Origin of the sequence: Lactobacillus sp. HBUAS51381 (assembly GCF_012641095.1) — a bacterium.
Taxonomy (GTDB): Bacteria; Bacillota; Bacilli; order Lactobacillales; family Lactobacillaceae; genus Levilactobacillus.
This window is the reverse complement of record NZ_JAAVSC010000002.1, coordinates 26,561-46,766: the sequence shown is the minus strand read 5'-3', so window position 1 is coordinate 46,766 and position 20,206 is coordinate 26,561. Positions and strand designations below refer to the sequence as shown.

General features: G+C 50.4%; 21 protein-coding genes and 1 riboswitch. Of the genes, 19 read left to right on the top strand and 2 right to left on the bottom strand.

The annotated features are described in order from the left end of the window. Positions 1–43 precede the first annotated feature (43 nt). A riboswitch (FMN riboswitch) is annotated at positions 44–161 on the top strand. Positions 162–277: 116 nt separating this feature from the next. From HEQ50_RS00955 to HEQ50_RS00915, 9 genes are all read left to right on the top strand, one after another. Beyond that, on the top strand, positions 278–859 hold the full coding sequence (locus tag HEQ50_RS00955) for an ECF transporter S component (RefSeq protein ID WP_168898596.1): 582 nt from the start codon (positions 278–280) through the stop codon (positions 857–859). A 101-nt stretch (positions 860–960) separates the two neighbouring features. Beyond that, positions 961–2,004, top strand: a complete 1,044-nt coding sequence (locus tag HEQ50_RS00950) for a helix-turn-helix domain-containing protein (RefSeq protein ID WP_168898595.1) — start codon at positions 961–963, stop codon at positions 2,002–2,004. Next, positions 1,997–3,418, top strand: coding sequence for an ATP-dependent DNA helicase RecQ (locus tag HEQ50_RS00945; protein WP_168898594.1), 1,422 nt, complete (start codon positions 1,997–1,999; stop codon positions 3,416–3,418). Before HEQ50_RS00950 ends, HEQ50_RS00945 begins: the two co-directional genes overlap by 8 nt. 71 nt (positions 3,419–3,489) lie before the next feature. Further along, entirely contained in the window at positions 3,490–4,101 is a 612-nt protein-coding gene (locus HEQ50_RS00940) for a LysM domain-containing protein (RefSeq protein WP_168898679.1), read from the top strand. A 32-nt stretch (positions 4,102–4,133) separates the two neighbouring features. Next, entirely contained in the window at positions 4,134–4,814 is a 681-nt protein-coding gene (gene cmk / locus HEQ50_RS00935; RefSeq protein ID WP_168898593.1) for a (d)CMP kinase, read from the top strand. 79 nt (positions 4,815–4,893) lie between these two features. Continuing rightward, positions 4,894–6,201, top strand: a complete 1,308-nt coding sequence (gene rpsA / locus HEQ50_RS00930) for a 30S ribosomal protein S1 (protein WP_168898592.1) — start codon at positions 4,894–4,896, stop codon at positions 6,199–6,201. A gap of 236 nt (positions 6,202–6,437) precedes the next feature. Further along, positions 6,438–7,745 carry a ribosome biogenesis GTPase Der gene (gene der / locus HEQ50_RS00925; protein WP_168898591.1) on the top strand — a complete coding sequence of 436 codons (1,308 nt, stop codon included), beginning with the start codon at positions 6,438–6,440 and terminating at the stop codon, positions 7,743–7,745. A gap of 238 nt (positions 7,746–7,983) precedes the next feature. Further along, entirely contained in the window at positions 7,984–8,259 is a 276-nt protein-coding gene (locus HEQ50_RS00920) for an HU family DNA-binding protein (RefSeq protein WP_011667553.1), read from the top strand. 226 nt (positions 8,260–8,485) lie between these two features. Then, the gene (locus tag HEQ50_RS00915; RefSeq protein WP_168898590.1) at positions 8,486–9,748 is read left to right on the top strand and encodes a lipopolysaccharide assembly protein LapB; all 1,263 of its coding nucleotides are present in this window, start codon (positions 8,486–8,488) and stop codon (positions 9,746–9,748) included. A 128-nt stretch (positions 9,749–9,876) separates the two neighbouring features. On the opposite strand, the gene HEQ50_RS00910 is transcribed toward HEQ50_RS00915, so the two are convergent. Then, positions 9,877–10,770: a YitT family protein gene (locus HEQ50_RS00910; RefSeq protein ID WP_168898589.1), complete on the bottom strand. Its 894-nt coding sequence runs from the start codon at positions 10,768–10,770 to the stop codon at positions 9,877–9,879. Positions 10,771–10,968: 198 nt separating this feature from the next. Here HEQ50_RS00910 and HEQ50_RS00905 point away from each other — a divergent pair, with 198 nt between their 5' ends. The 6 genes from HEQ50_RS00905 to HEQ50_RS00880 all read left to right on the top strand — a co-directional run bounded on the left by HEQ50_RS00905 (position 10,969) and on the right by HEQ50_RS00880 (position 16,320). Beyond that, positions 10,969–12,162 carry a CCA tRNA nucleotidyltransferase gene (locus HEQ50_RS00905; RefSeq protein WP_168898588.1) on the top strand — a complete coding sequence of 398 codons (1,194 nt, stop codon included), beginning with the start codon at positions 10,969–10,971 and terminating at the stop codon, positions 12,160–12,162. A 28-nt stretch (positions 12,163–12,190) separates the two neighbouring features. Then, on the top strand, positions 12,191–14,080 hold the full coding sequence (locus HEQ50_RS00900) for an ABC-F family ATP-binding cassette domain-containing protein (RefSeq protein WP_168898587.1): 1,890 nt from the start codon (positions 12,191–12,193) through the stop codon (positions 14,078–14,080). Between the two features lie 12 nt (positions 14,081–14,092). Then, positions 14,093–15,043, top strand: coding sequence for a thymidylate synthase (locus HEQ50_RS00895; RefSeq protein WP_168898586.1), 951 nt, complete (start codon positions 14,093–14,095; stop codon positions 15,041–15,043). Between the two features lie 20 nt (positions 15,044–15,063). Then, positions 15,064–15,555, top strand: coding sequence for a dihydrofolate reductase (locus tag HEQ50_RS00890; RefSeq protein WP_168898585.1), 492 nt, complete (start codon positions 15,064–15,066; stop codon positions 15,553–15,555). Positions 15,556–15,746: 191 nt separating this feature from the next. After that, the gene (locus HEQ50_RS00885; RefSeq protein WP_168898584.1) at positions 15,747–16,025 is read left to right on the top strand and encodes a type II toxin-antitoxin system RelB/DinJ family antitoxin; all 279 of its coding nucleotides are present in this window, start codon (positions 15,747–15,749) and stop codon (positions 16,023–16,025) included. Then, positions 16,015–16,320 (top strand): type II toxin-antitoxin system YafQ family toxin, encoded by a 306-nt coding sequence (locus HEQ50_RS00880; protein WP_168898583.1) that lies wholly within the window; start codon positions 16,015–16,017, stop codon positions 16,318–16,320. The genes HEQ50_RS00885 and HEQ50_RS00880 overlap by 11 nt, the downstream gene beginning before the upstream one ends. A gap of 180 nt (positions 16,321–16,500) precedes the next feature. On the opposite strand, the gene HEQ50_RS00875 is transcribed toward HEQ50_RS00880, so the two are convergent. Then, positions 16,501–17,142, bottom strand: coding sequence for a hemolysin III family protein (locus tag HEQ50_RS00875; protein ID WP_168898582.1), 642 nt, complete (start codon positions 17,140–17,142; stop codon positions 16,501–16,503). 167 nt (positions 17,143–17,309) lie between these two features. On the opposite strand from HEQ50_RS00875, the gene HEQ50_RS00870 reads away from it, so the two are divergent. The 4 genes from HEQ50_RS00870 (at position 17,310) to HEQ50_RS00855 (ending at position 20,027) form a co-directional block, all read left to right on the top strand. After that, complete coding sequence (locus HEQ50_RS00870) at positions 17,310–18,161, top strand: DegV family protein (protein WP_168898581.1); 852 nt, start codon at positions 17,310–17,312, stop codon at positions 18,159–18,161. Between the two features lie 62 nt (positions 18,162–18,223). Then, positions 18,224–19,150 (top strand): SGNH/GDSL hydrolase family protein, encoded by a 927-nt coding sequence (locus HEQ50_RS00865; RefSeq protein WP_168898580.1) that lies wholly within the window; start codon positions 18,224–18,226, stop codon positions 19,148–19,150. Positions 19,151–19,190: 40 nt separating this feature from the next. Further along, positions 19,191–19,790: a YpmS family protein gene (locus tag HEQ50_RS00860; RefSeq protein ID WP_168898579.1), complete on the top strand. Its 600-nt coding sequence runs from the start codon at positions 19,191–19,193 to the stop codon at positions 19,788–19,790. Between the two features lie 15 nt (positions 19,791–19,805). Further along, positions 19,806–20,027 carry a YozE family protein gene (locus HEQ50_RS00855; RefSeq protein ID WP_168898578.1) on the top strand — a complete coding sequence of 74 codons (222 nt, stop codon included), beginning with the start codon at positions 19,806–19,808 and terminating at the stop codon, positions 20,025–20,027. The last annotated feature ends 179 nt before the right edge of the window (positions 20,028–20,206 follow it).

The following is a 20,206-nucleotide window of genomic DNA, read 5'->3' as shown; positions in this document are numbered from 1 at the left end:
CGTTGGTTCGTTTAGTACATTAAGGGTGTACTAAAAATTTATGGTTCATCTTCAGGGCAGGGTGCAATTCCCGACCGGCGGTAAAGTCCGCGACCCGCGTGAGCGGTTGATTCGGTGCAATTCCGGAACCGACAGTATAGTCTGGTATGCAGAAGATGAGACGTTGCTTTTTGCGTAGCTTAATTTTGACGTAAACTCCAAGGTCTTGCTCTTCTGTGGCGAGGCCTTTTTTTGGTGGGTCGCGTCACTGGGATGGCCGCAAGGAGGAATTGGTTTCATGGAAAATAGTCAAAAAGGACTCAGCGTGCGGGCAATGGTTGAAATGGCGTTGTTTGCTGGCGTGTCCTACGTCTTAATGTTTGTGTCGGTGCCCATCATTCCGATTGTGCCGTACATGAAGCTCGATTTGAGTGATTTGGTGGTTCTGTTGGGACTCGGTGTTTTTGGGCCAATGGGGGCCATCATGGTCGCCGCGGTCAAGGAACTGCTGTACTTTGTGACCACGGGGTTAGACATTGTCAACTTCATTGGGGTGCTGACGGCCTTTATTGCCGACCTAGCCCTGGTCTTGCCGATTAGTGCCGTTTTGCGACACCATGAATGGACACTCAAACGCCAGATTGTCGCGGTAATTGTGGGGACGTTGAGTCTGACGATTGTCCTGTCACTGGCAAACTGGGGGATCATTACGCCGCTGTACTTAAAGGTCTGGGGGATGTCGCTAGGCTTGCCCGTGAATCAGCTGATTTTATTCGGCGTGATTCCGTTTAACCTGATTAAAGGGGTGGTTCTCGGTGTCTTGTTTATCCTCCTTAATCGACGGATGGCGCCCTGGCTACGAAAGCACACGCTATCATGATTGATGAAATAACGAATTCTTGTGAAATCAAGGGCTGGCATCCTGTCAGCCCTTTTCGTATGGTAAACTAGGTGCAGACTAAAACGAGAGGGGACTGAACCATGGAAACGGCGGATTTACTCGCCTTGCTCGATGGGCAACAATTTCGGCGACTCCGGGTGATTGAAAACCTCTTGCGCGAGAAGAAGACGGTGTCGACCCTTTACTGGGGACAACGGTATCGACTCTTATACCTGATGGGGTTGGCGAAGAAGTTACCCAGAGGGGCGTTGGATGCGCCGGCGCGGGCCCTCGAACAGCAGGGACTCGTTGTGGCGGGTGAAACCGCTGATCAGATTAAGTTAACGCCGGCTGGATTAACGGCCCAACGCAATGTCAACTATTATCGGTCGCAGACGGCCAAGGACTGGGGACAGGTTAATCTAATGGCAATTCGGGAGCGCATCTTGCTGGCCGTCCAGGTCGTCAGTCAGTATGCGCATTCGACCAAGCGATACTACCCGTTAGCCACGGCACTCGAGACGCGGCAAGCCGTTCGCCGTTGGTTCTACCAAGTAAAAGGGCCTAACCTTTCCGAACAAATGTTCACATCACTTCAAAACAGCCTGATCCAATTGCCCGAACCGGTAGCCGAGGTGGTTACTCGGCTGTTTAGCGGGTATCAGCAGCCGGGACAAACGGCCGCGCAATTGGCGCAGGATAGGCAGTGCACGTCATGGGAGATTCTGCTCATGCAGCTAGATGGAGTGATGCAGATAGCCCAGGATGCGCAAAAGCAGTCTCAGCCGTTGACCAAATTGCTACAGCCCATGTGGCAGTCACCAGTGTCGCGTAGTGCCCAACAGACGCTGGCCGCGGTTGGGCAGGGGCGGAGCTTAGAACAGATTGTGGCAGTACGGGGCATCAAAGCCAGTACCGTGCGGGAACACCTCTTGGAGGCCGCAATTCTGTTGCCAATTAAGGACTTCCCCTATGACGAGATTTTAACGCCGACGATTCGGCAGACGTTTGCCACAGCGTTAACGGGTCCCATCGATGACTGGCAGTATACGGCCTTGCCCGAGGCGGTGCAGGCCCGCTATGCATTTTTCTATTTTCGGCTTTATGCGATTTGGACTGATAAACGAGGTGAACAGGATGCTTGAACCCTTAACCACAAGCCTAGAGAAGGTCTTTGGTTTCCACGACTTTCGGACGGGACAGCAGGCTGCCCTGACCGCACTGGAGGCTGGGCAGGATACGTTAGCGGTGTTGCCAACGGGCGCGGGGAAGACGTTAATTTATCAGCTTTACGGTTACCGGCACCCCGGATGTGTCCTCATTATTTCACCCTTGCTATCGCTGATGAATGATCAGGTGAATCGGATGCACATGGCGGGGTTTCGCCAAGCAGCGGCGATTAACTCGTTGACCAGTTATGTGGAGCGACAGGAGATTCAGCGCCATTTGCGTGACTATCAATTCCTGTTTATGTCCCCAGAAATGTTAGCCCAACCGCAAATGTTAGCGCAGGTCAAACAGTTGCCCTTAAGCTTGTTGGTGATTGATGAGGCGCACTGTATCGTGCAATGGGGACCGGATTTCCGACCAGAGTACTTACTGCTCGGTGCGATTCGAACGCAGCTTAATCACCCGTTAACCCTGATGCTGACGGCCACGGCTGGGACCACGACGAGACAGGAAATCGCGAAACAATTGCGTAGTCAACCGACAATTGTCGCTGAATCCGTCGATCGGCCGAATATCTATCTGGATGTTGAGCAGCTCGATACGGAGCCGGCCAAACAGGAGCGGTTGACAGCGTTAGTCGATCAACTCCAAGGGCCGGGCGTCATTTACTTTTCCAGTAAGCAGCAGGCCAGTGATACGGCATTGCGGCTGCAGCAGCAAACGGGGCGTCGAGTAGCGGCATACCACGCCGGGCTGAGTAGCGAGGACCGCTTCAAGATTCAACAGCAGTTCATGGCAAGCCAGTTGGATGTCATCTGTGCGACCAGTGCGTTTGGCATGGGCATCGATAAGAATGACGTGCGCTACGTCATTCACTATCATTTACCAGCGGACTTCGAAAGTTACGCGCAGGAGATTGGCCGGGCAGGCAGAGACGGGTTACCCAGCGTGGCCATCCTGTTGTACGTCAGTGGGGATGAGCAACTTCCCCTAATGCTCGGTCAGCTCAATCGCCCCGAAGCCGATACTATCCACCGCTACTATGCGCGGCCCCAAGCCTTTAACGAAGACGATGCAGCGATTGCGTTGTTGGGGTTCTACCGGCGACACGGGATTAGTGAAGCGGCCGTGATTCAGTTGTTTAGTCGGCGCGAGCGGGAACGCAATCGGGCACTGGCTCAGATGCTGGCCTACGTCCGAGAGCCCCACTGTTTGCGCCACAACTGGCTACAGGCGTTCGATGAGCAGAGTCGGCCTCACGATGAGCAGTGTTGTTCACCCGCGGGGATGCCCCTTGATTTGATGCGGCTGGGCTTACGTGCAACGCCGCAGAAGGCACCGACTGATGTGGCTGAAGACTGGGTCGCCCGATTACGGCAGTTATTTTAAGAAGAATTTAGAGAATTAGCCGGGCTGGTATGGTACAATTACGGTTGAAAGTTTTTCAGGGAGGTTAGATGATGAGTCAAAAGCGTGACGATCAAACGTCGAAGGAGCAGGAATCCCATCCATGGGACTCCTCGTTTGCCGATGATCGCGACGATCAGGGAAACCTGTCACGAACGAAAATGCGGCGACAAAATCATAGCAATACCATGGTCACTGTTGTTTTGGTGGCAATCATCATTGTGATTGCGGCAGCCTCGTTGGTCTACGGCCTGGCCCGGCAAAGCGCGGTCAACCGGCCACAAAATACAGAGAAGGTCGCGGCTAGTTCGTCCAGCTCGTCTTCTAAAAAGGCCAAGAGCACGACGAAATCATCCAAGGCATCATCGAAGAAGGCGACTTCTTCAGCAAGTTCTAAAAAATCGACAACTTCGACCACGACTGCTAGTTCGGCAAAAACGACTAGCAGTTCTTCGGTTACCACCCAAAGCAGTAGCTCTGCGTCTACAAGCACGTCAACGAGCTCAAGTTCCACGGCCGGTGAGAAGTATGCCACGGTCGAATCTGGGCAAGGGGTCTACCGTGTGGCGACGAACGCCGGGATTTCGGTGGATAAATTATTACAACTCAACGGACTTTCTTCAGGAGCTTCACTACATCCTGGTCAAAAGTTACGGGTTAAGTAGCGTTTAATTCATGAATAGGGAGTTTGGTTTGCATGGAAAAACAAGGTTTGCAGGTCGCGATCGACGGCCCAGCTTCAGCCGGTAAGAGTACGGTCGCTAAAATCGTGGCCCAACAATTTCACTACATATATTGTGACACGGGAGCAATGTACCGCGCCATCACCTGGAAGGTGTTGCAAGCGGGCGTTGCGCTGGACGATGAGTCAGCGGTCAAGCAATTATTGGATCAGATCACGATTCGTTTTGAACCGGGAACCCCCGTTCAAAAGGTGTTCGTGGACGATACGGAAGTCACATTGGCGATTCGACAACCCGACGTGACCAATGCCGTATCACAGATTTCCGCACAGTCTGCCGTACGGGCAGAATTGACGGAACGGCAACGACAAATCGCTGAAGCTGGGGGCATCGTTATGGATGGCCGCGACATTGGCTCCACGGTCTTACCACACGCGGAAGTCAAGATTTTCTTGGTCGCCAGTGTGGATGAACGCGCACAACGACGGTTAAAGGACAATGCTGCCAAGGGCATCGACACGCCGTTAGCGACGTTGAAGCATGAGATTGAGGAACGGGATAGAAAAGACTCCACCCGGAAGATCTCGCCATTAACCCAGGCGGCGGACGCCATTCGACTGGATACGACGTCAATGTCCATCCAAGAAGTGGCGGATCGGATCGCTGAAATTATCCAAGAAAAAGAATCCCTATAGAAATGGGCATTTTACTAGCTTTTAACAGCATAATCAGCTAAAATGGTATTTAGAGTTGTCGCAAGGAGGAAAAATTCGCATGAGTGAAAATGGCACGAGTCAAAACAATGAAAATAACGAACTATTGGATGCTTTAAATAGCATCGATAACGTTAAAGTCGGTGACGTCGTTAAGGGTGAAGTCTTAACGATTGATGACGACCAACAAGCAATCGTCGGTATTGCTGACACTGGGATTGAAGGGGTTGTTCCAAAGAAGGAACTTTCCACGAAGCCAGTTGATGATATTAATTCTGTAATTAAAGTCGGGGACGTTTTAGACCTCGTCGTAATTTCTCGTATTGGTACTGACAAGGAAGGCGGCAGTTACTTACTGTCACAACGTCGTTTGGAAGCCCGTAAGGTTTGGGACGACATCCAAAAGGAATTCGAAGCAGGTCACACGTTGACTGCACCCGTTACCCAAGTGGTTAAGGGTGGGTTAGTTGTTGATGCCGGTGTACGGGGCTTTGTTCCTGCATCCATGGTATCTGACCACTTCGTTGAAGACTTATCTCAATTCAAGGGTCAAACCCTGGAATTCAAGATTGTCGAAATCGAACCTAGCGAAAACCGTCTGATCCTTTCTCACCGTGCAATCGTTGAAAAGGAACGGGCAGCACAAAAGGCCGAAATCATGGCCAAGTTGACCGCTGGCGACATTGTCGAAGGCAAGGTTGCGCGTTTGACCAACTTTGGTGCCTTCGTTGACCTTGGTGGTGTTGATGGGTTAGTTCACGTTTCAGAAATCGCCTTTGAACGGGTTGAAAAGCCTAGCGATGTCTTGAAGGTGGGCCAAGAAGTTAAGGTTAAGGTCTTATCAGTAGACCCAGACCGTGACCGGATTTCCCTTTCTATCAAGCAAACCTTACCAGAACCTTGGGATGGTATCGAAGATAAAGCCCCACAAGGCAGCGTCTTAGACGGAACTGTTAAGCGTTTGACGAGCTTTGGGGCCTTCGTTGAAGTGTTCCCTGGCGTTGAAGGCTTGGTTCACATTTCCCAAATTTCTCACCAACACATCGCAACGCCTGCTGACGTTTTGAAGGTTGGTCAAGAAATCAAGGTTAAGGTCTTAGATGTTCGTCCAAACGATCACCGTTTGGCTTTATCCATCAAGGCCTTGGAAGAAAAGCCACAATCTGGTGACGAAGCTTCCGAAAACCGTAGCAACAACAATAACCGGAGCCGGAGCAACAACGGTGGGAACAACAACCGTCGTCGTAACAACCGGAACTCTGCTGAAACTTCAACGGCTAACGCCCCAGAAGAAAGCACCGGTTTCTCTTTGGGCGATCTGATTGGTGACAGCTTGAAGAAGGACATGGAAGACAACGAAAACAAGTAATTTGTTTGGTTGAAGAAGGGTTTGGCGCGGAACTTTGTTGGTTTCGCACCAGACCCTTTTGTTGTCAACCTGCTATCATGCAATACAGTTCAGCGCGATGGTGGCGGTCTTTGACAGACCCATCATTGTCGTGTAGACTAAGATACTTGTTGGTTGCCCCCCGGCTATTCGGTCGGGCGGCAATCCAAAAGAACGTACCATTAAACTTGATTTGAAAGAAAAAGGAGGGATTTGTCGTGGCTTATCCAGTAGTCGCTATCGTGGGTCGCCCAAACGTGGGGAAATCGACCCTCTTCAACCGGATCGCCGGTGAACGGATCTCAATCGTTGAAGATACGCCGGGGGTTACGCGTGATCGCATCTATACGCGGGCCGAATGGCTAGGAACCGAATTTCGGATGATTGATACTGGGGGAATCGACCTCAGTGATGAACCGTTCATTACGCAAATTACCCAACAGGCAGAAATTGCCATTGAAGAAGCTGACGTCATCGTCTTTATCACCAGTGCTCCTGAAGGGGTGACGGATGCTGATGAAAACGTCGCTAAAATTTTGTATCGGGCCAATAAGCCGGTCTTGCTGGCCGTTAATAAGGCGGATAATCCCGAAGTTCGGGAATCCATTTATGACTTTTATTCACTCGGCCTGGGTGATCCGTATCCCGTTTCTGGGGCTCACGGCTTGGGCTTGGGGGACTTGTTGGACGCCGTCGTCAAGGAATTTCCAGACGATACGGGTGCGCCCAAGGATGATTCCATTCGCTTTAGTCTGATTGGTCGGCCCAACGTGGGCAAGTCGTCGTTGGTTAATGCCATTCTTGGTGAAGATCGCGTGATTGTTTCCGACGTTGCCGGGACCACGCGAGACGCCATTGATACCAAGTTTACGGCCGATGACACCAAGTTCACCATGGTCGACACCGCCGGGATTCGGAAGCGTGGTAAGGTTTACGAGAATACTGAAAAATACAGTGTCATGCGGGCCATGCGCGCCATCGATAACTCCGATGTGGTGCTAATGGTGATGAACGCCGAGGAAGGCATTCGCGAGCAGGATAAGCGGGTCGCTGGCTACGCCCATGAGGCTGGTCGGGGGATCATCATCCTGGTCAACAAGTGGGACACCTTAAAGAAGGACAACCACACGCTGACGGACTTCCAGAATTTGATTCGTTTGGAGTTCCAATACTTGAGTTATGCACCGATTATTTTCGTTTCGGCTAAGACGGGACAACGACTTGAACAGTTGCCAGCGATGATTAAGCGGGTCTCCGAGAACCACAATAAGCGGGTACAGTCTGCCACGCTAAATGATGTGGTGATGGACGCCATTGCGCTCAATCCAACGCCATCCGACAACGGAAAGCGTCTACGGGTTTACTATGCGACCCAGGTCGCCGTGGCCCCACCAACCTTCGTGGTCTTTGTTAATGACCCGAAGATGATGCACTTCTCCTACGAACGGTTCTTGGAAAATCAGATCCGGGAACACTTTGATTTTGAGGGCACGCCGATCCACCTGATCGAGCGGGCGCGGAAGTAGGAAAAGTGGCGTTAGTCCTACTCTAAGGCTGATTTCGGCCGATTTTCGGCTAAAAAACGTAAAAATCATGGATAATTGCTAAAAAATGGCGTTATCCCTTGTCATATAAGGCTTCCTGTGCTATCTTTGATTAAGAAATGATGCGGTTGACCGTATTTGTTTCATCATTTTTGGACCACTCAAAAATGATTACTAGATGGCATTCATCTAATCTTCATTGCAGGAGGTGAATTCAAACATGGCAAACAAAGCACAATTGGTTAGCGACGTTGCAACTGCAACTGGTTTAACTAAAAAGGACGCAACTGCTGCAGTTGATGCAGTATTCGATTCTGTCCAAGCAACGTTAGCAAAAGGCGAAAAGGTTCAATTGATCGGCTTTGGTAACTTTGAAGTACGTGAACGTGCAGCTCGTAAGGGCCGTAACCCACAAACTGGACAAGAAATCCAAATCCCAGCAAGCAAGGTACCTGCATTCAAGCCAGGTAAAGCTTTAAAGGATGCTGTTAAGTAATTATACTTAATTATTTAACGAGTAAAGGGCCAGGACGGCGATTGTCGGACTGGTTTTTTATTCGGCAAAAATTGGGATAGCCAAGTGTTGATTGTTTCCATGTTTGACCGGATTGCGTATAATGAAAGCTGTTGTTTTTTACTGGAATAATTCCCCGCACCAATTGGATAAAATTGGCTGGTGAACGGGTCATAAAAAGAATCGTAGATTGAGATGGAGGCGGGTTATGAGCTACGCACAAACAGCACTCGATGAATTAGAAAAGGGGCAACTGGCGGACTTTAAGAAGCAGTATGCCCTGGCGTTGCGGCACGACGATGATGACACCCTGTTTAGCCTGGGCGAGGAACTCTATTCGCTAGGGTTTCTGAACCAGTCGCGGCGAATCTATGAGAAATTGTTGAAGAAGTACCCGGACGAAGACGAATTACGAACGAATCTGGCGGACATCGCGATTGATGAAGATAAGAACGACGAGGCGCTGGACTACCTGAACCAGGTCAGTCCGGATTCCCCAGCCTACGTTGAGGCTTTGATGGTGGCGGCGGATCTGTACCAGACGCAGGAGCTCTTCGAGGTCAGCGAACAGAAACTACTGACGGCAAAGAAATTGGCCCCTGACGAGCCCGTGATCACGTTTGCCTTGGCGGAGCTCTACTTCACCATGCGTGAGTTCAGAAAGGCTATTCCGCTGTATTTAGACCTCATTACGGCCGGAACAACGGAACTCTCCAAGGTTAATCTGGTGGAACGACTCGGGGTAGCTTACGCGAATGCTGGACGTTTCGAACAGGCGATTGGTTACCTGAAACAGATTCACACGGGTGATATGACGCCCGACGTGAAGTTTGAAACGGCGTTTACCTACCTCCAGCTCAAGGAACGTCCCGAGGCCATCAAACTTTTCAATGAGTTGAAGGATAGCGACGCTCACTATACTTCGCTGTACCCGTACCTGGGACAGGCGTTGGAGCAAGAGAATCGCTTACCCGAGGCCCTGACGGCGCTGCAAGAAGGTCTGGGTGTGGACCAGTATAACGAAAAACTCTGGCTTCAGGCCGCCCACGTGGCCACTAAGCTCGACGATGAAGCGTTGGCCGAGAAGTACCTGAAGAAGGGGCATGCACTCGATAGCGATGATCTCGCCGCGGTGATTCAGTTGAGTAATCTCTACGTCAAACAGGAACGATGGGACGAGAATGCGGCGCTGGCCAAGCCATACGTGAAGGCGGAGGCCGCCGATCCTCAATTGTATTGGAACCTCGCCGTAACGGCCGAACACCAAGAGGATTTCGCGGCCGCACGGAAGTACTACGATGCCGCGGTACCGTTCTTTACGGATCAGCCAGACTTCTTGAAACCAGCCATCTACTTTTATCGAGAAGAAGGCGCGACTGACCAAGTAGTGAAGCTATTGACGGCGTACTTGAAGGTCGTTCCGGACGATGAGGAAATGGCGCTCATGCTGGAAGGGTATCAAGACGACTAGAATCTAAGAATGAGGAAAGAATGGTTCATGTGAATCATTCTTTTTTAATGACGCAAACACACAAAAATTACTTTAACTTATAACTCACCAAAAAAGCAACCGCAAAAACCGCGGTTGCCAACCCATCACTAGGGCTTGAACTTGCTCAAAAAACTCTTCTTTGGGCGCGCAAACGAAAAACCTTCACCCAGTGCCTCGTTCACATTAATCACCGAAACGAAGGCTTTAGGATCATGTCGCGAGATAATCTGGCGGAGACGGTGTAACTCACTCGGCGCCACCACCACGTAAATCATTTGCCGCGGCCGGTGGGAGAAGCCACCTTCGCCATTGATCAGACTCACCCCACGTTGCAGTTCGTCCATGATGCTATCGGTAATCTCCTGATAGTGATCTGAGACGACGATGGTCCCTCGAGCGGCGTAAGCACCTTCCTGCGTAAAGTTCACTAGCCGGGCAAACACGTAGGAATAGATCAGGGTGTACGCCATGTGCGGAATATCAATGTAGACCAATGAAATCAACAGGATGACGACATCTAGCCACAACAGGGTTTGCCCCATGGGTATGCCGTAGAACCGCTCCATAATGCGGGCCACGATGTCGGTCCCACCGGTCGTACCACCATACCGGTAGAGTAGACCGGAGCCCAAGCCCCCAGTTAGCCCAGCTGCCAGTGAGGCCAGAAGCAAGTCTTTATGGAGGTCAATCGCAAATGGCACCCGTTGCCAGATCCACAGGAAGAGGGCCAGCATGAACGTGCCATAAATCGTATAGATCAGTGATTGCCGACCCAAGAAACGATACCCAATTAAGAGCAGGGGAGCGTTGATCAAAATGGTTGAATAGGCCGGATCGAGATGAAAAAGGGCCCGAATAATCAGGGTAATCCCCGAAATTCCGCCGTCCGCCAAATTATTGGCGATGTTAAAGAAGACCAGACTAAAAGCCATGGTCGCACAACCAATCCCAATCATCAACAGGTCAATCAGCCGGATGGATTCGTCTTTCACTTGTGACATGACGTTTCCTCCTAACCAAGAATTTTTTACTTTTCCATCATAGCACAGTGCAAGCGTCAGTAGACGAGAAACTCCCACCCAACAATTACTTTGAATTCAATTATGCCGTTCAATCTGTTAGACTGGCATATAGAAGGTTCACGATGAAAAATCGTGCGGACATTTGGCTATTACAGCCGGCGAAAGGTGACCTACACAATGAAGTTGGAACATTTACCACAAGAATTTGAACTGGCGCGACCGGTCTTACAGACCATTGAACAGGCTGGCTACGAAGCGTACTTTGTCGGTGGCAGTGTCCGGGATACCATTCTCGGCAAGCCCATTCACGACGTTGATATTGCGACTAGTGCTTATCCCAATGAGATTAAGGGCCTGTTTAAGCGTACCGTGGACACCGGAATCGAGCATGGTACCGTGATGATTCTCGATCATGGGACGGGCTACGAGACCACGACATTTCGCTCGGAATCTACCTATACCGATTTTCGTCGACCCGACCACGTCACATTCGTCCGGTCACTGGCCGAGGATCTAAAGCGCCGTGATTTTACCATCAATGCCCTGGCCATGCGAGAAAACGGTGAAGTTATCGACTTATTTGAGGGATTAAGTGACCTACAAAGTCACCGGATTCGAGCCGTTGGTGATGCGCAGGAACGGTTTCACGAAGACGCGCTACGGATGATGCGGGCCGTGCGCTTTGCCAGTCAGCTCGACTTTACAATTGTGCCAGAGACCTTAGCCGCCATTACCGCCCACGCACAATTGCTGGATAAAATTGCCGTCGAGCGGACGCAAGTGGAGCTCCTTAAGCTCTTGACGGGAAAGACACCGCAGCGCGGGCTAACCGATATGTTGGCCACAGGGCTATGGCGGTATTGTCCCGACTTCGCGGCTCACGAGCATGCCTTACAAACGTTGGCACAACGGCTTACGCACGGCGTTTCTTCGGAGATTGCGGCATGGACGTTACTGGTTACGGCATTTGGCCTGGAGCCCACCAAGGTGACACCATTTATGAAGCACTGGAAGACCGCTAACCAGACCGCGACAGCCGTTCAAACGGCTAGTAAAACCGCTGGACAACTGCTTCAGGGCGATCTAAACGCCTGGCAACTGTACCAATGTGGGCACGACCTCATCGCAATAGCTAACGAGGTCGCGGTCATCTTAGGCGCTAACGATCGGCAACCGGCACTGGCACAACGGCTAGCGGCCTTGCCCATTCAACACAAGAAAGAATTGGCCGTCACCGGGAAGGACCTCATGCAAGCTGGCATTCAACCCGGACCACAATTGGGGGCTATCCTGGGCGATCTGGAATATCAAGTCGTCACGGGCGCCGTTGCCAATGATCGGGCGGCCCTGGTAGCGCGTGCAACGGCTTAAGAATTTTAATTAAGAGAGTGAAGAGACTATGCAAACTTTACGTGCAGAAAATTTACACCGAACCTATGGTGAAAAAACACTATTTGATAACTTAAACTTTATTATTAACGAACACGACCGAATCGGCTTGATTGGGGTCAATGGGAGTGGGAAGACGTCCTTACTGGATACGTTGGCCGGTGTTAGTACCGAACAGTCGGGTGAATTGACAACCCCGAAGGACTATACCATTGGCTATCTGACGCAAAAACCAGATCTGGACGAGAACCTCACCGTGATGGACGCCGTCTTCTCTGGTGATCAGCCGGTTTTTGCCACCATTCGGCGGTATGAAGCGGCCCTGGCCACTTACGGCGAGCATCCGGAAGATGCCAAGGCCCAACAGCGTTACTTGGACGCTGAGGCCCAGATGAACGAAGAGGAAGCTTGGACGGCCGAGAGCGATGTCAAGACGATTTTGACGCAGCTGAAGATTACGGATCTCTCTCAGTCGATTAAGACGATGTCCGGGGGACAAATCAAGCGGGTTGGCTTGGCACAAGTGCTGATCGAATCGCCTGATTTACTCCTATTGGACGAACCAACCAACCACTTGGACTTCGATTCCATCGCTTGGCTGCAGCAATATTTGGCTGCTTACAAGGGCGCCCTCCTCGTTGTAACCCATGATCGGTACTTCTTGGATCAAGTCGCCAACCAGATCTGGGAGCTGGACTTTGGGAAACTCTACCAATATTCCGGAAACTACCAGGCTTACGTTCAGGAAAAGGCCGAGCGCGTCAGTCAAGAGGCAGACGCTGATCAGAAGCAACAACAGCTCTACAAAAAGGAGCTCGCCTGGATGAAGGCCGGTGCCAAGGCCCGTTCTACCAAGCAACAGGCCCGAATTAACCGCTTCAACGACTTGGCCAGCAACGTTGGCACGCGACAGGTTCAAAGCAACGTATCCATTTCGTTGGGGCAACAGCGTCTGGGTAAGAAGGTCATCGAGTTAAAGGATGCCAACCTGTCACTGGGCGGCCACACCATTCTCAAAGACTTCAGCGACCTGATTCAGGGTGGCGAACGGATCGGTATTAGTGGTGAAAATGGCGCAGGGAAATCCAGTCTGCTCAACGTCATTGCCCAACGGATACCGCTAGATTCCGGTATCGTGACCATCGGGGAAACCGTGAAGATGGCCTACTATACCCAACAGATCGAACCCATTCCCGATGATAAACGGATGATTAACTACCTGTCTGAGGTTGGCCAAAACGTTACCGACAAGGCCGGAAACTCCGTCAGCGTTACCGAGTTGTTGGAACAATTCTTATTTCCACGCTTCATGCATGGAACGCTGATCCGTAAGCTTTCCGGTGGTGAAAAACGGCGCCTCTATCTGTTGAAGCTTCTGATGGAACAGCCCAACGTCTTACTCCTAGATGAACCAACCAATGACTTGGATATCAGCACGTTAACCGTGTTGGAAGATTATATTTCCCAGTTTGCCGGCACCGTCATCACCGTTTCCCATGACCGATACTTCCTGGATAAGGTCGCGGATCGCCTGTTAATCTTTAATGGCAACGGTCAGATTGAACGGTATTCCGGTCGTTTCAGTGCCTACCTGGCCGCCGCCCAGAAACAGAGTAAGGCCAAGCCCGCCAAGGAAAAGCCAGCCAAACCGGCCGCAAGCGAACCCGCCAAACCCAAGCAAAAGGTCAAGTTGACCTATGCCGAACAAAAGGAATGGGAAGGGATCGAAGGAGTCATCGATGGTCTAGAGGACCAGAAATCACAGGTTCAGGACGCGATGAATGCCAACGGCGATAACTACGACAAGCTGGCAGACTTGCAGGCACAGTTGGATGATTTAGACAAGCAACTTGATGAAAAAATGACGCGCTGGGAATATCTCAGCGAATATGCTGAATAGGAGACGACCTGAATGTTAGAAGATGCATACCTGGATTTGGCCCGAAAGGTTTTAACGGAAGGGCATCAAAAATCCGATCGAACCGGGACAGGGACGTTGAGCTTATTTGGCTACCAAATGCGGTTCAACCTTCAAGCGGGATTCCCACTGTTAACCACCAAGAAGGTTCCCTTTGGGTTAATTAAGTCGGAATTGTTATGGTTCTTACGCGGTGATACGAATATTCGTTTTTTGCTCCAGCACCACAACCACATTTGGGACGAGTGGGCCTTTCAACGGTTTATCGAGAGTCCGGACTATCATGGCCCGGATATGACTGACTTTGGCCGCCGTTCCCTGGTAGATGCCGACTTCAATCAGCAGTATCGGGCTGAAAAAAAGGCCTTTGACGATCGAATTCTTAACGATCAGGCCTTTGGCGACCATTATGGTGACTTGGGTCTGGTCTACGGTAGCCAGTGGCGTGCTTGGCAGGGGAAGAACGGCGAAACGATTGATCAGATTGCTAACGTGATCGACACATTGCGGACCCATCCCGACTCCCGTCGAATGATCGTGTCCGCATGGAATCCAGCCGACGTACCGGCTATGGCGCTACCGCCGTGCCATACGCTCTTCCAGTTCTACGTTAACGACGGTAAATTGAGCTGTCAGCTCTACCAGCGAAGTGGCGACATCTTCCTTGGCGTCCCGTTTAACATCGCCAGTTACGCCCTGTTGACGTCACTAATCGCCAAGGAAGTGGGCTTAGAAGTAGGCGACTTTGTTCACACCCTAGGTGATGCTCACATCTACAGCAATCATATCGAGCAGGTGAAGACCCAGTTGGCGCGGACGCCCCGAGACGCCCCCAAACTATGGTTGAATCCGGACAAATCCAGCATCTTTGACTATGATATGGCCGACATTAAGGTCACGGGGTACGATCCCGCACCGGCCATCAAAGCACCCGTTGCGGTTTAACTGAAATTGGAGGGATTTTCATGCTGATTTTTCTTTGGGCGGAAGGGCACAATGGTGTGATTGGCGAAAACGGCCAGTTGCCCTGGCATCTGCCAGCAGATATGCATTTCTTTAAGACGATGACCACCGGCAACACGGTGATTGCGGGGGCCCGAACGTACCGGTCGTTTAAGCGCCCCCTGCCGAATCGGCAAAACATCGTGGTGACCCATCGACCGGCCAGTGACTTTCCGGAGGACGTTATTGTGCTCAACAGTTTGGACGCCGTGCGGCAGTATGCCGCCGCCCATCACGATGAGAAGCTTTTCGTGGTCGGTGGGGCGCAGCTCTTTGTGGGCTTACTGGACGACGTGGACTTTCTGTACCGCACGGTGATTGACGCTAATTTTACCGGCGATACCTGGATGCCCGTCATCGATTACGATAAGTTCCAATTAATCGCGACCCAACCGGGAATTCGGAACGATCAGAATCCCTACGATTATCATTTTGAACAGTATCAGCGGCGTTAACGACGTCGGGAAATAAGCTGGCCATCTCTAAATATTGGGGATAGCCAGCTTATTTTGGTGACGGCAGGTTAGCTGGGATCGGTGATAGTGGTATGAGACCAGTCTTGAAAATCACTTCATTTGTCAAAAAAGAAACAAAAAGTTATAATAGTGTCATACGATGGTAAACAAAAAATGAAGAGGTGAGTGCTATGGATGTCAGTGTTATTAAAAATAAAACCGTTTCAACACGTGTGACTGCAGACATAAGCAAGCGTGCCAAGGATAACTTGGCTAAGCAAGGCTTGACAATCTCCGAATATATTCGGTTGTCGTTGATCAAAGCAGCTAATAATGAAGTCCGTCTTGTAAGCTTTTTAGATTCTCCAGAAGCATTGGCTGCCAAAAAAGAAGCCGAGGCTGGCCAAGTGGAGACTATTGGTTCGCTATCGGATTTTGAAGATTGGATCGACAAACTAGATGAAAATTAAACGGACGTCATTGTTTGAACGCCAATTAAAACGATTAGCTAGGAAGCACTTTCCAATTTCTGTGTTAAAGCCATGTCTAAGGGCAATCGTTGAGAAAGATTCCCCAAAGTTAACTCGAATTAAAGATCATGCCTTAAAAGGGAAGTGGAAAGGCTATCGTGAATTTCATCCCGCAAGATATGGTGGCGGCCATAGTCAGAATCTCGATAATTGGATTGTGATTTATCGCTTGAACCCCGATGAATTAATCTTATTGCTGGTCGCAACGGGATCTCACGAAATTCTGGATCAGTAATTTTGCCAAATAGCGCGCTTTAGACGTTACCTAATCCTATCATGATTGCGTAACGTCTTTGTTTTTAACGAACGAATTGTCCTGATCTCCGGCGATTTGCCAAACGACCTACAAGCCACAAAATAGCCGTTGCTGGCCACCCACACCAAGTAGATGACCAGCAACGGCTATTCCAAACAGTTAAGCGTAAAACAGAATCGAGAAGTACATCAGCGCCGTCCCCAGCATGACGAAGAGGTGCCAGATAACGTGGCCGAAGGGTACCCCTTTGAAACTGTAAATAACGGCACCCAGGGTAAAAGCCACACCCCCGAAGAACAGCAACGTAAACCCAATTGGACCTAAGCCGCGGTACAACGGGCCAATCCCCATGAGACACATCCACCCCATGATGACGTAGATCACGGTCGACAAGGTCTGAAGTTTTCCCAACCAGATGGCTTTGTAAATAATGCCTGCCACCGCCATTGCCCAGATAATGCCAAACATCCACCATCCAAGTTTACCCCCGACCACTAACAAACTAAATGGCGTGTAGGTCCCCGCAATTAATAAATAAATGGCGCAGTGATCAAATATTTGAAAGACGTGGCTGGCACGGGTAAAGTACAAGCCGTGGAAGAGCGTGGACGCTAGGTAGAAGAGCACCAAAATAATGCCGTAGACCAGGAACGTAGTCATCCGTAAGCTACCACCCTTACCATGGGCCTGCAAAATCAAGATGACCAATCCCGCAATACTCAGTGCGGCTCCAATCCCATGGGTCACGGCATTCAGGACCTCATTAACAATCTGGTAGGTGCGACTCCGTTCTTTTACCAAACAAATTCCTCCTTTAGGGCTGATTAGCGATAAATTCCGATAATCGCCGCGGTGAGTTCGCAGAATTACTGAAAAAGTTCAACAATTCTGCTATACTATTACCGTATGTTTCATTACGCATATTGTAGCATAAACCAAAATCTCTGGTCAGAAAGAGTGGGATACCCATGGCTAAAATTAAAATTGTTACGGATTCTTCTGCCGGTTTAACCGACCAGCAAATCCAGGATTACAATATTACCATTATCCCGTTGACGGTCATGATCGATGACACCATTTACGTTGAACGGGAATCCATCACCAATAAAGAGTTCATTGAAAAAATGAAGGCCTCGAAGGTCCTACCGAAGACGAGTCAGCCCCCGTTGGGTAAATTTGTGGAAACATTTGATAAGCTTGGCGAAGACGGCAGTAGCGTCATTTGTTTCAACATGTTGGCCGCAATCAGTGGTACAGTCCACACGGCGGAACAAGCGGCAAAGTTATCGAAGACGGATGTCACGGTGGTTGATAGTCAATACACCGATCAGGCGCTGGCCTTTCAAGTGGTTGAAGCGGCCAAACTGGCAGCTGAAGGTGGCGACAAGCAGGCAATCCTGGATCGGGCGGTAGCCGTTCGGGACCACACCAAGTTGTTCATGGGCATCGTGACCCTCGAGAACATTCTAAAAGGGGGCCGTCTGAGCCGAGCAGCCGGCATGTTGACGTCGCTACTGAACATCAAGATTGTCCTGCAGGTTACTGGTGGTGAACTGAAGATTAGAGCCAAGGGTCGGGGTATGAAGACCATCGACCGGTACTTTGACAAAGTTTATGAACAGATTAAGCAAACACCTAATATTAAAGCAATTGGGATCTCTCACGTGGAGGCCTTCGAATCCGTTGACAAGATTCAAAGTCACCTACATGAGATCTTACCGGATAAAGATGTCTTAGTTCGCGAAACGGTGCCCATCATTGCCACCCACGGGGGTCCTGGGGCCTTCGCACTCATGTACTACACCGATCCGACCAAATAAATAATTCACTGGGAAAGGGGTGGCTCGCCACCGCTTTTTCTTTATCCCGAGGGGGGATTTTTATGAAAAACGTAAAAGGGTTCAGCAAAATTACGGGGGTGGTGCTCCTCGTGGTTCTGGTCTTGCTGGCGGCATTGACCTACTGGCATCCCGGGGCACGCACGACCCTGAGTGGGCCGCATCCCGCCGTCAACCGGCGTAAGGTTGTGCGTGTCGTGGCCCTGGGAGATTCACTCACCCAAGGCGTGGGGGATCAACAGAAGAAGGGCGGTTATACTGGCCGACTGAAGACCATGATTCATCACCGCGATAAGGTCAAGGTTGTCATGCACAATTACGGCAAGTCTGGTGACCGAAGTGATCAGATTGAGAAGCGGTTGGTCAATAGTCCCGCTATGCAGCAACAGGTCAAACAGGCGCAGGCCATTGTGATGACGGTGGGAGGCAATGACCTGCTGCAAACGTTGACCAAGAACGTCACGATTAACCAGCAGTCTCGACTGAACACCCAGCTGGATAGCGCCGAAACCACCTATCAGCAAAAATTACGTCAACTATTCAATACCGTGCGTCAATATAATCCTAAGGCACCCATCTTTCTCTATTCTATTTACAATCCCGTCTATGTCTATTTCGCCAACATCGATCAGGTGACTAACGCGGTTGACGACTGGAACGTGGCGACGAAGAAGACGGCGAGCCGGTATCACAACCTGCACTGGATCGACATTAACCGGGCGCTTTCAGTTGGGCAATTTAAGTCGGCAACACAACAAGCGAAACTCAAGCGCAGTTCTCAAGACATTAATAACGGAAAGATTTCAACGCAGACCTTTCAGGCGACCATTCTGGCTAGTGATGCGAGCGATGAGCTGAATAATTATCTGTCACCGGCCGACCATTTCCATCCCAACGCCAAGGGCTATCGATTAATGACCCGTTACGCCTTCAAGGAGATGCAAGCCCATCAACAATGGCTGTTGCGATGAGCAGCGTAAAAATTGAAAAGTAAGGAGGAAGTCATCTATAATGCAACGTCATTCAGCGCCTAAAGATAAAACGCAAAATTGGTGGAAGTGGGGGTTTCTAGCCCTCGTTGCGCTACTGGTGATTGGTTTAATCACCCTGGGCGTCAAGGCAACGGGGACGACCAAGATTGATTCCACGGCAACGCCTGCCACGGCGACCACCAACATCAATGTCACTTTGAACAAGAAACAGGTCAATGCGTTGGCCGACTACTACGTCAATAAGTCCTTAAAGGGCCAGTCCGTCAAGTACAGCTTCCAGGTCACCGACCACGCCATTTTGACGGGATCAACCAAGGTTTTGGGAGCCAACGTGAATTTTGTTTTACTCCTGAAGCCAACCGTGTTATCCTCGGGAGACGTGCAGTTAAAGGCGGAAAAGCTGTCGGTGGGGTCGTTGCCCGTCCCGGTTAGTTTCGTCATGAACTACGTGGCCAAGAATTATCCGCTACCAAACTGGGTATCGATGGATAGTCACAAAAAGATTGCCACCCTGCACTTAACCGCAATTGGCAACGGTAAGAAGCTGTCGTATGCAGCGAAGAAGATTGATATGTCCGGCGCCGGTAAGTTTGTCTTCCAAGCCCGGATTCCGGATTAATGAAGGAGGCACCCCATGCCTAAGACGTTTTACCAGTTTCTCATGACCCAACGGAATCCTGAAAGTTACGATCCCGTAGCCAGTTTTGCAAACAACGCTTTTTTGGATAGTTCTTTCCCCAAGCAGGAAACGGAATTTGATCCATTGTCCAAGTATCTTGAAGAAAACGCGGCGTATTTACCATCCATGACCATCTTTGATGATGCTTGGCAGATGTATTTGGCCGCATTGGCTTAATCTGACTGCGACAAAAATCCACTGGCCTGTCGCTGGTGGATTTTTAGTGTCCATCCCGTTATGTCCGATAATTTCGCGCTATAGTTGGGCATAAAATGGTAGAATAAAGGGCGGTATTGGTCTGGTTTGTCAGTTTCTAAAACGATGATTGACTTAGAAAATCATCGTCGCTTGAAGTG

Bases quoted from the DNA above. Each gene is read 5' to 3' on its own strand.
- HEQ50_RS00895 (WP_168898586.1), top strand. From the start codon at position 14,093: ATGTTAGAAGATGCATACCTGGATTTGGCCCGAAAGGTTTTAACGGAA.
- rpsA (WP_168898592.1), top strand. From the start codon at position 4,894: ATGAGTGAAAATGGCACGAGTCAAAACAATGAAAATAACGAACTATTG.
- HEQ50_RS00920 (WP_011667553.1), top strand. From the start codon at position 7,984: ATGGCAAACAAAGCACAATTGGTTAGCGACGTTGCAACTGCAACTGGT.
- HEQ50_RS00955 (WP_168898596.1), top strand. From the start codon at position 278: ATGGAAAATAGTCAAAAAGGACTCAGCGTGCGGGCAATGGTTGAAATG.
- HEQ50_RS00865 (WP_168898580.1), top strand. From the start codon at position 18,224: ATGAAAAACGTAAAAGGGTTCAGCAAAATTACGGGGGTGGTGCTCCTC.
- HEQ50_RS00940 (WP_168898679.1), top strand. From the start codon at position 3,490: ATGAGTCAAAAGCGTGACGATCAAACGTCGAAGGAGCAGGAATCCCAT.
- cmk (WP_168898593.1), top strand. From the start codon at position 4,134: ATGGAAAAACAAGGTTTGCAGGTCGCGATCGACGGCCCAGCTTCAGCC.
- HEQ50_RS00885 (WP_168898584.1), top strand. From the start codon at position 15,747: ATGGATGTCAGTGTTATTAAAAATAAAACCGTTTCAACACGTGTGACT.
- HEQ50_RS00910 (WP_168898589.1), bottom strand. From the start codon at position 10,770: ATGTCACAAGTGAAAGACGAATCCATCCGGCTGATTGACCTGTTGATG.
- HEQ50_RS00890 (WP_168898585.1), top strand. From the start codon at position 15,064: ATGCTGATTTTTCTTTGGGCGGAAGGGCACAATGGTGTGATTGGCGAA.
- HEQ50_RS00855 (WP_168898578.1), top strand. From the start codon at position 19,806: ATGCCTAAGACGTTTTACCAGTTTCTCATGACCCAACGGAATCCTGAA.
- HEQ50_RS00880 (WP_168898583.1), top strand. From the start codon at position 16,015: ATGAAAATTAAACGGACGTCATTGTTTGAACGCCAATTAAAACGATTA.
- HEQ50_RS00950 (WP_168898595.1), top strand. From the start codon at position 961: ATGGAAACGGCGGATTTACTCGCCTTGCTCGATGGGCAACAATTTCGG.
- HEQ50_RS00860 (WP_168898579.1), top strand. From the start codon at position 19,191: ATGCAACGTCATTCAGCGCCTAAAGATAAAACGCAAAATTGGTGGAAG.
- HEQ50_RS00905 (WP_168898588.1), top strand. From the start codon at position 10,969: ATGAAGTTGGAACATTTACCACAAGAATTTGAACTGGCGCGACCGGTC.
- HEQ50_RS00900 (WP_168898587.1), top strand. From the start codon at position 12,191: ATGCAAACTTTACGTGCAGAAAATTTACACCGAACCTATGGTGAAAAA.
- HEQ50_RS00915 (WP_168898590.1), top strand. From the start codon at position 8,486: ATGAGCTACGCACAAACAGCACTCGATGAATTAGAAAAGGGGCAACTG.
- HEQ50_RS00870 (WP_168898581.1), top strand. From the start codon at position 17,310: ATGGCTAAAATTAAAATTGTTACGGATTCTTCTGCCGGTTTAACCGAC.
- HEQ50_RS00945 (WP_168898594.1), top strand. From the start codon at position 1,997: ATGCTTGAACCCTTAACCACAAGCCTAGAGAAGGTCTTTGGTTTCCAC.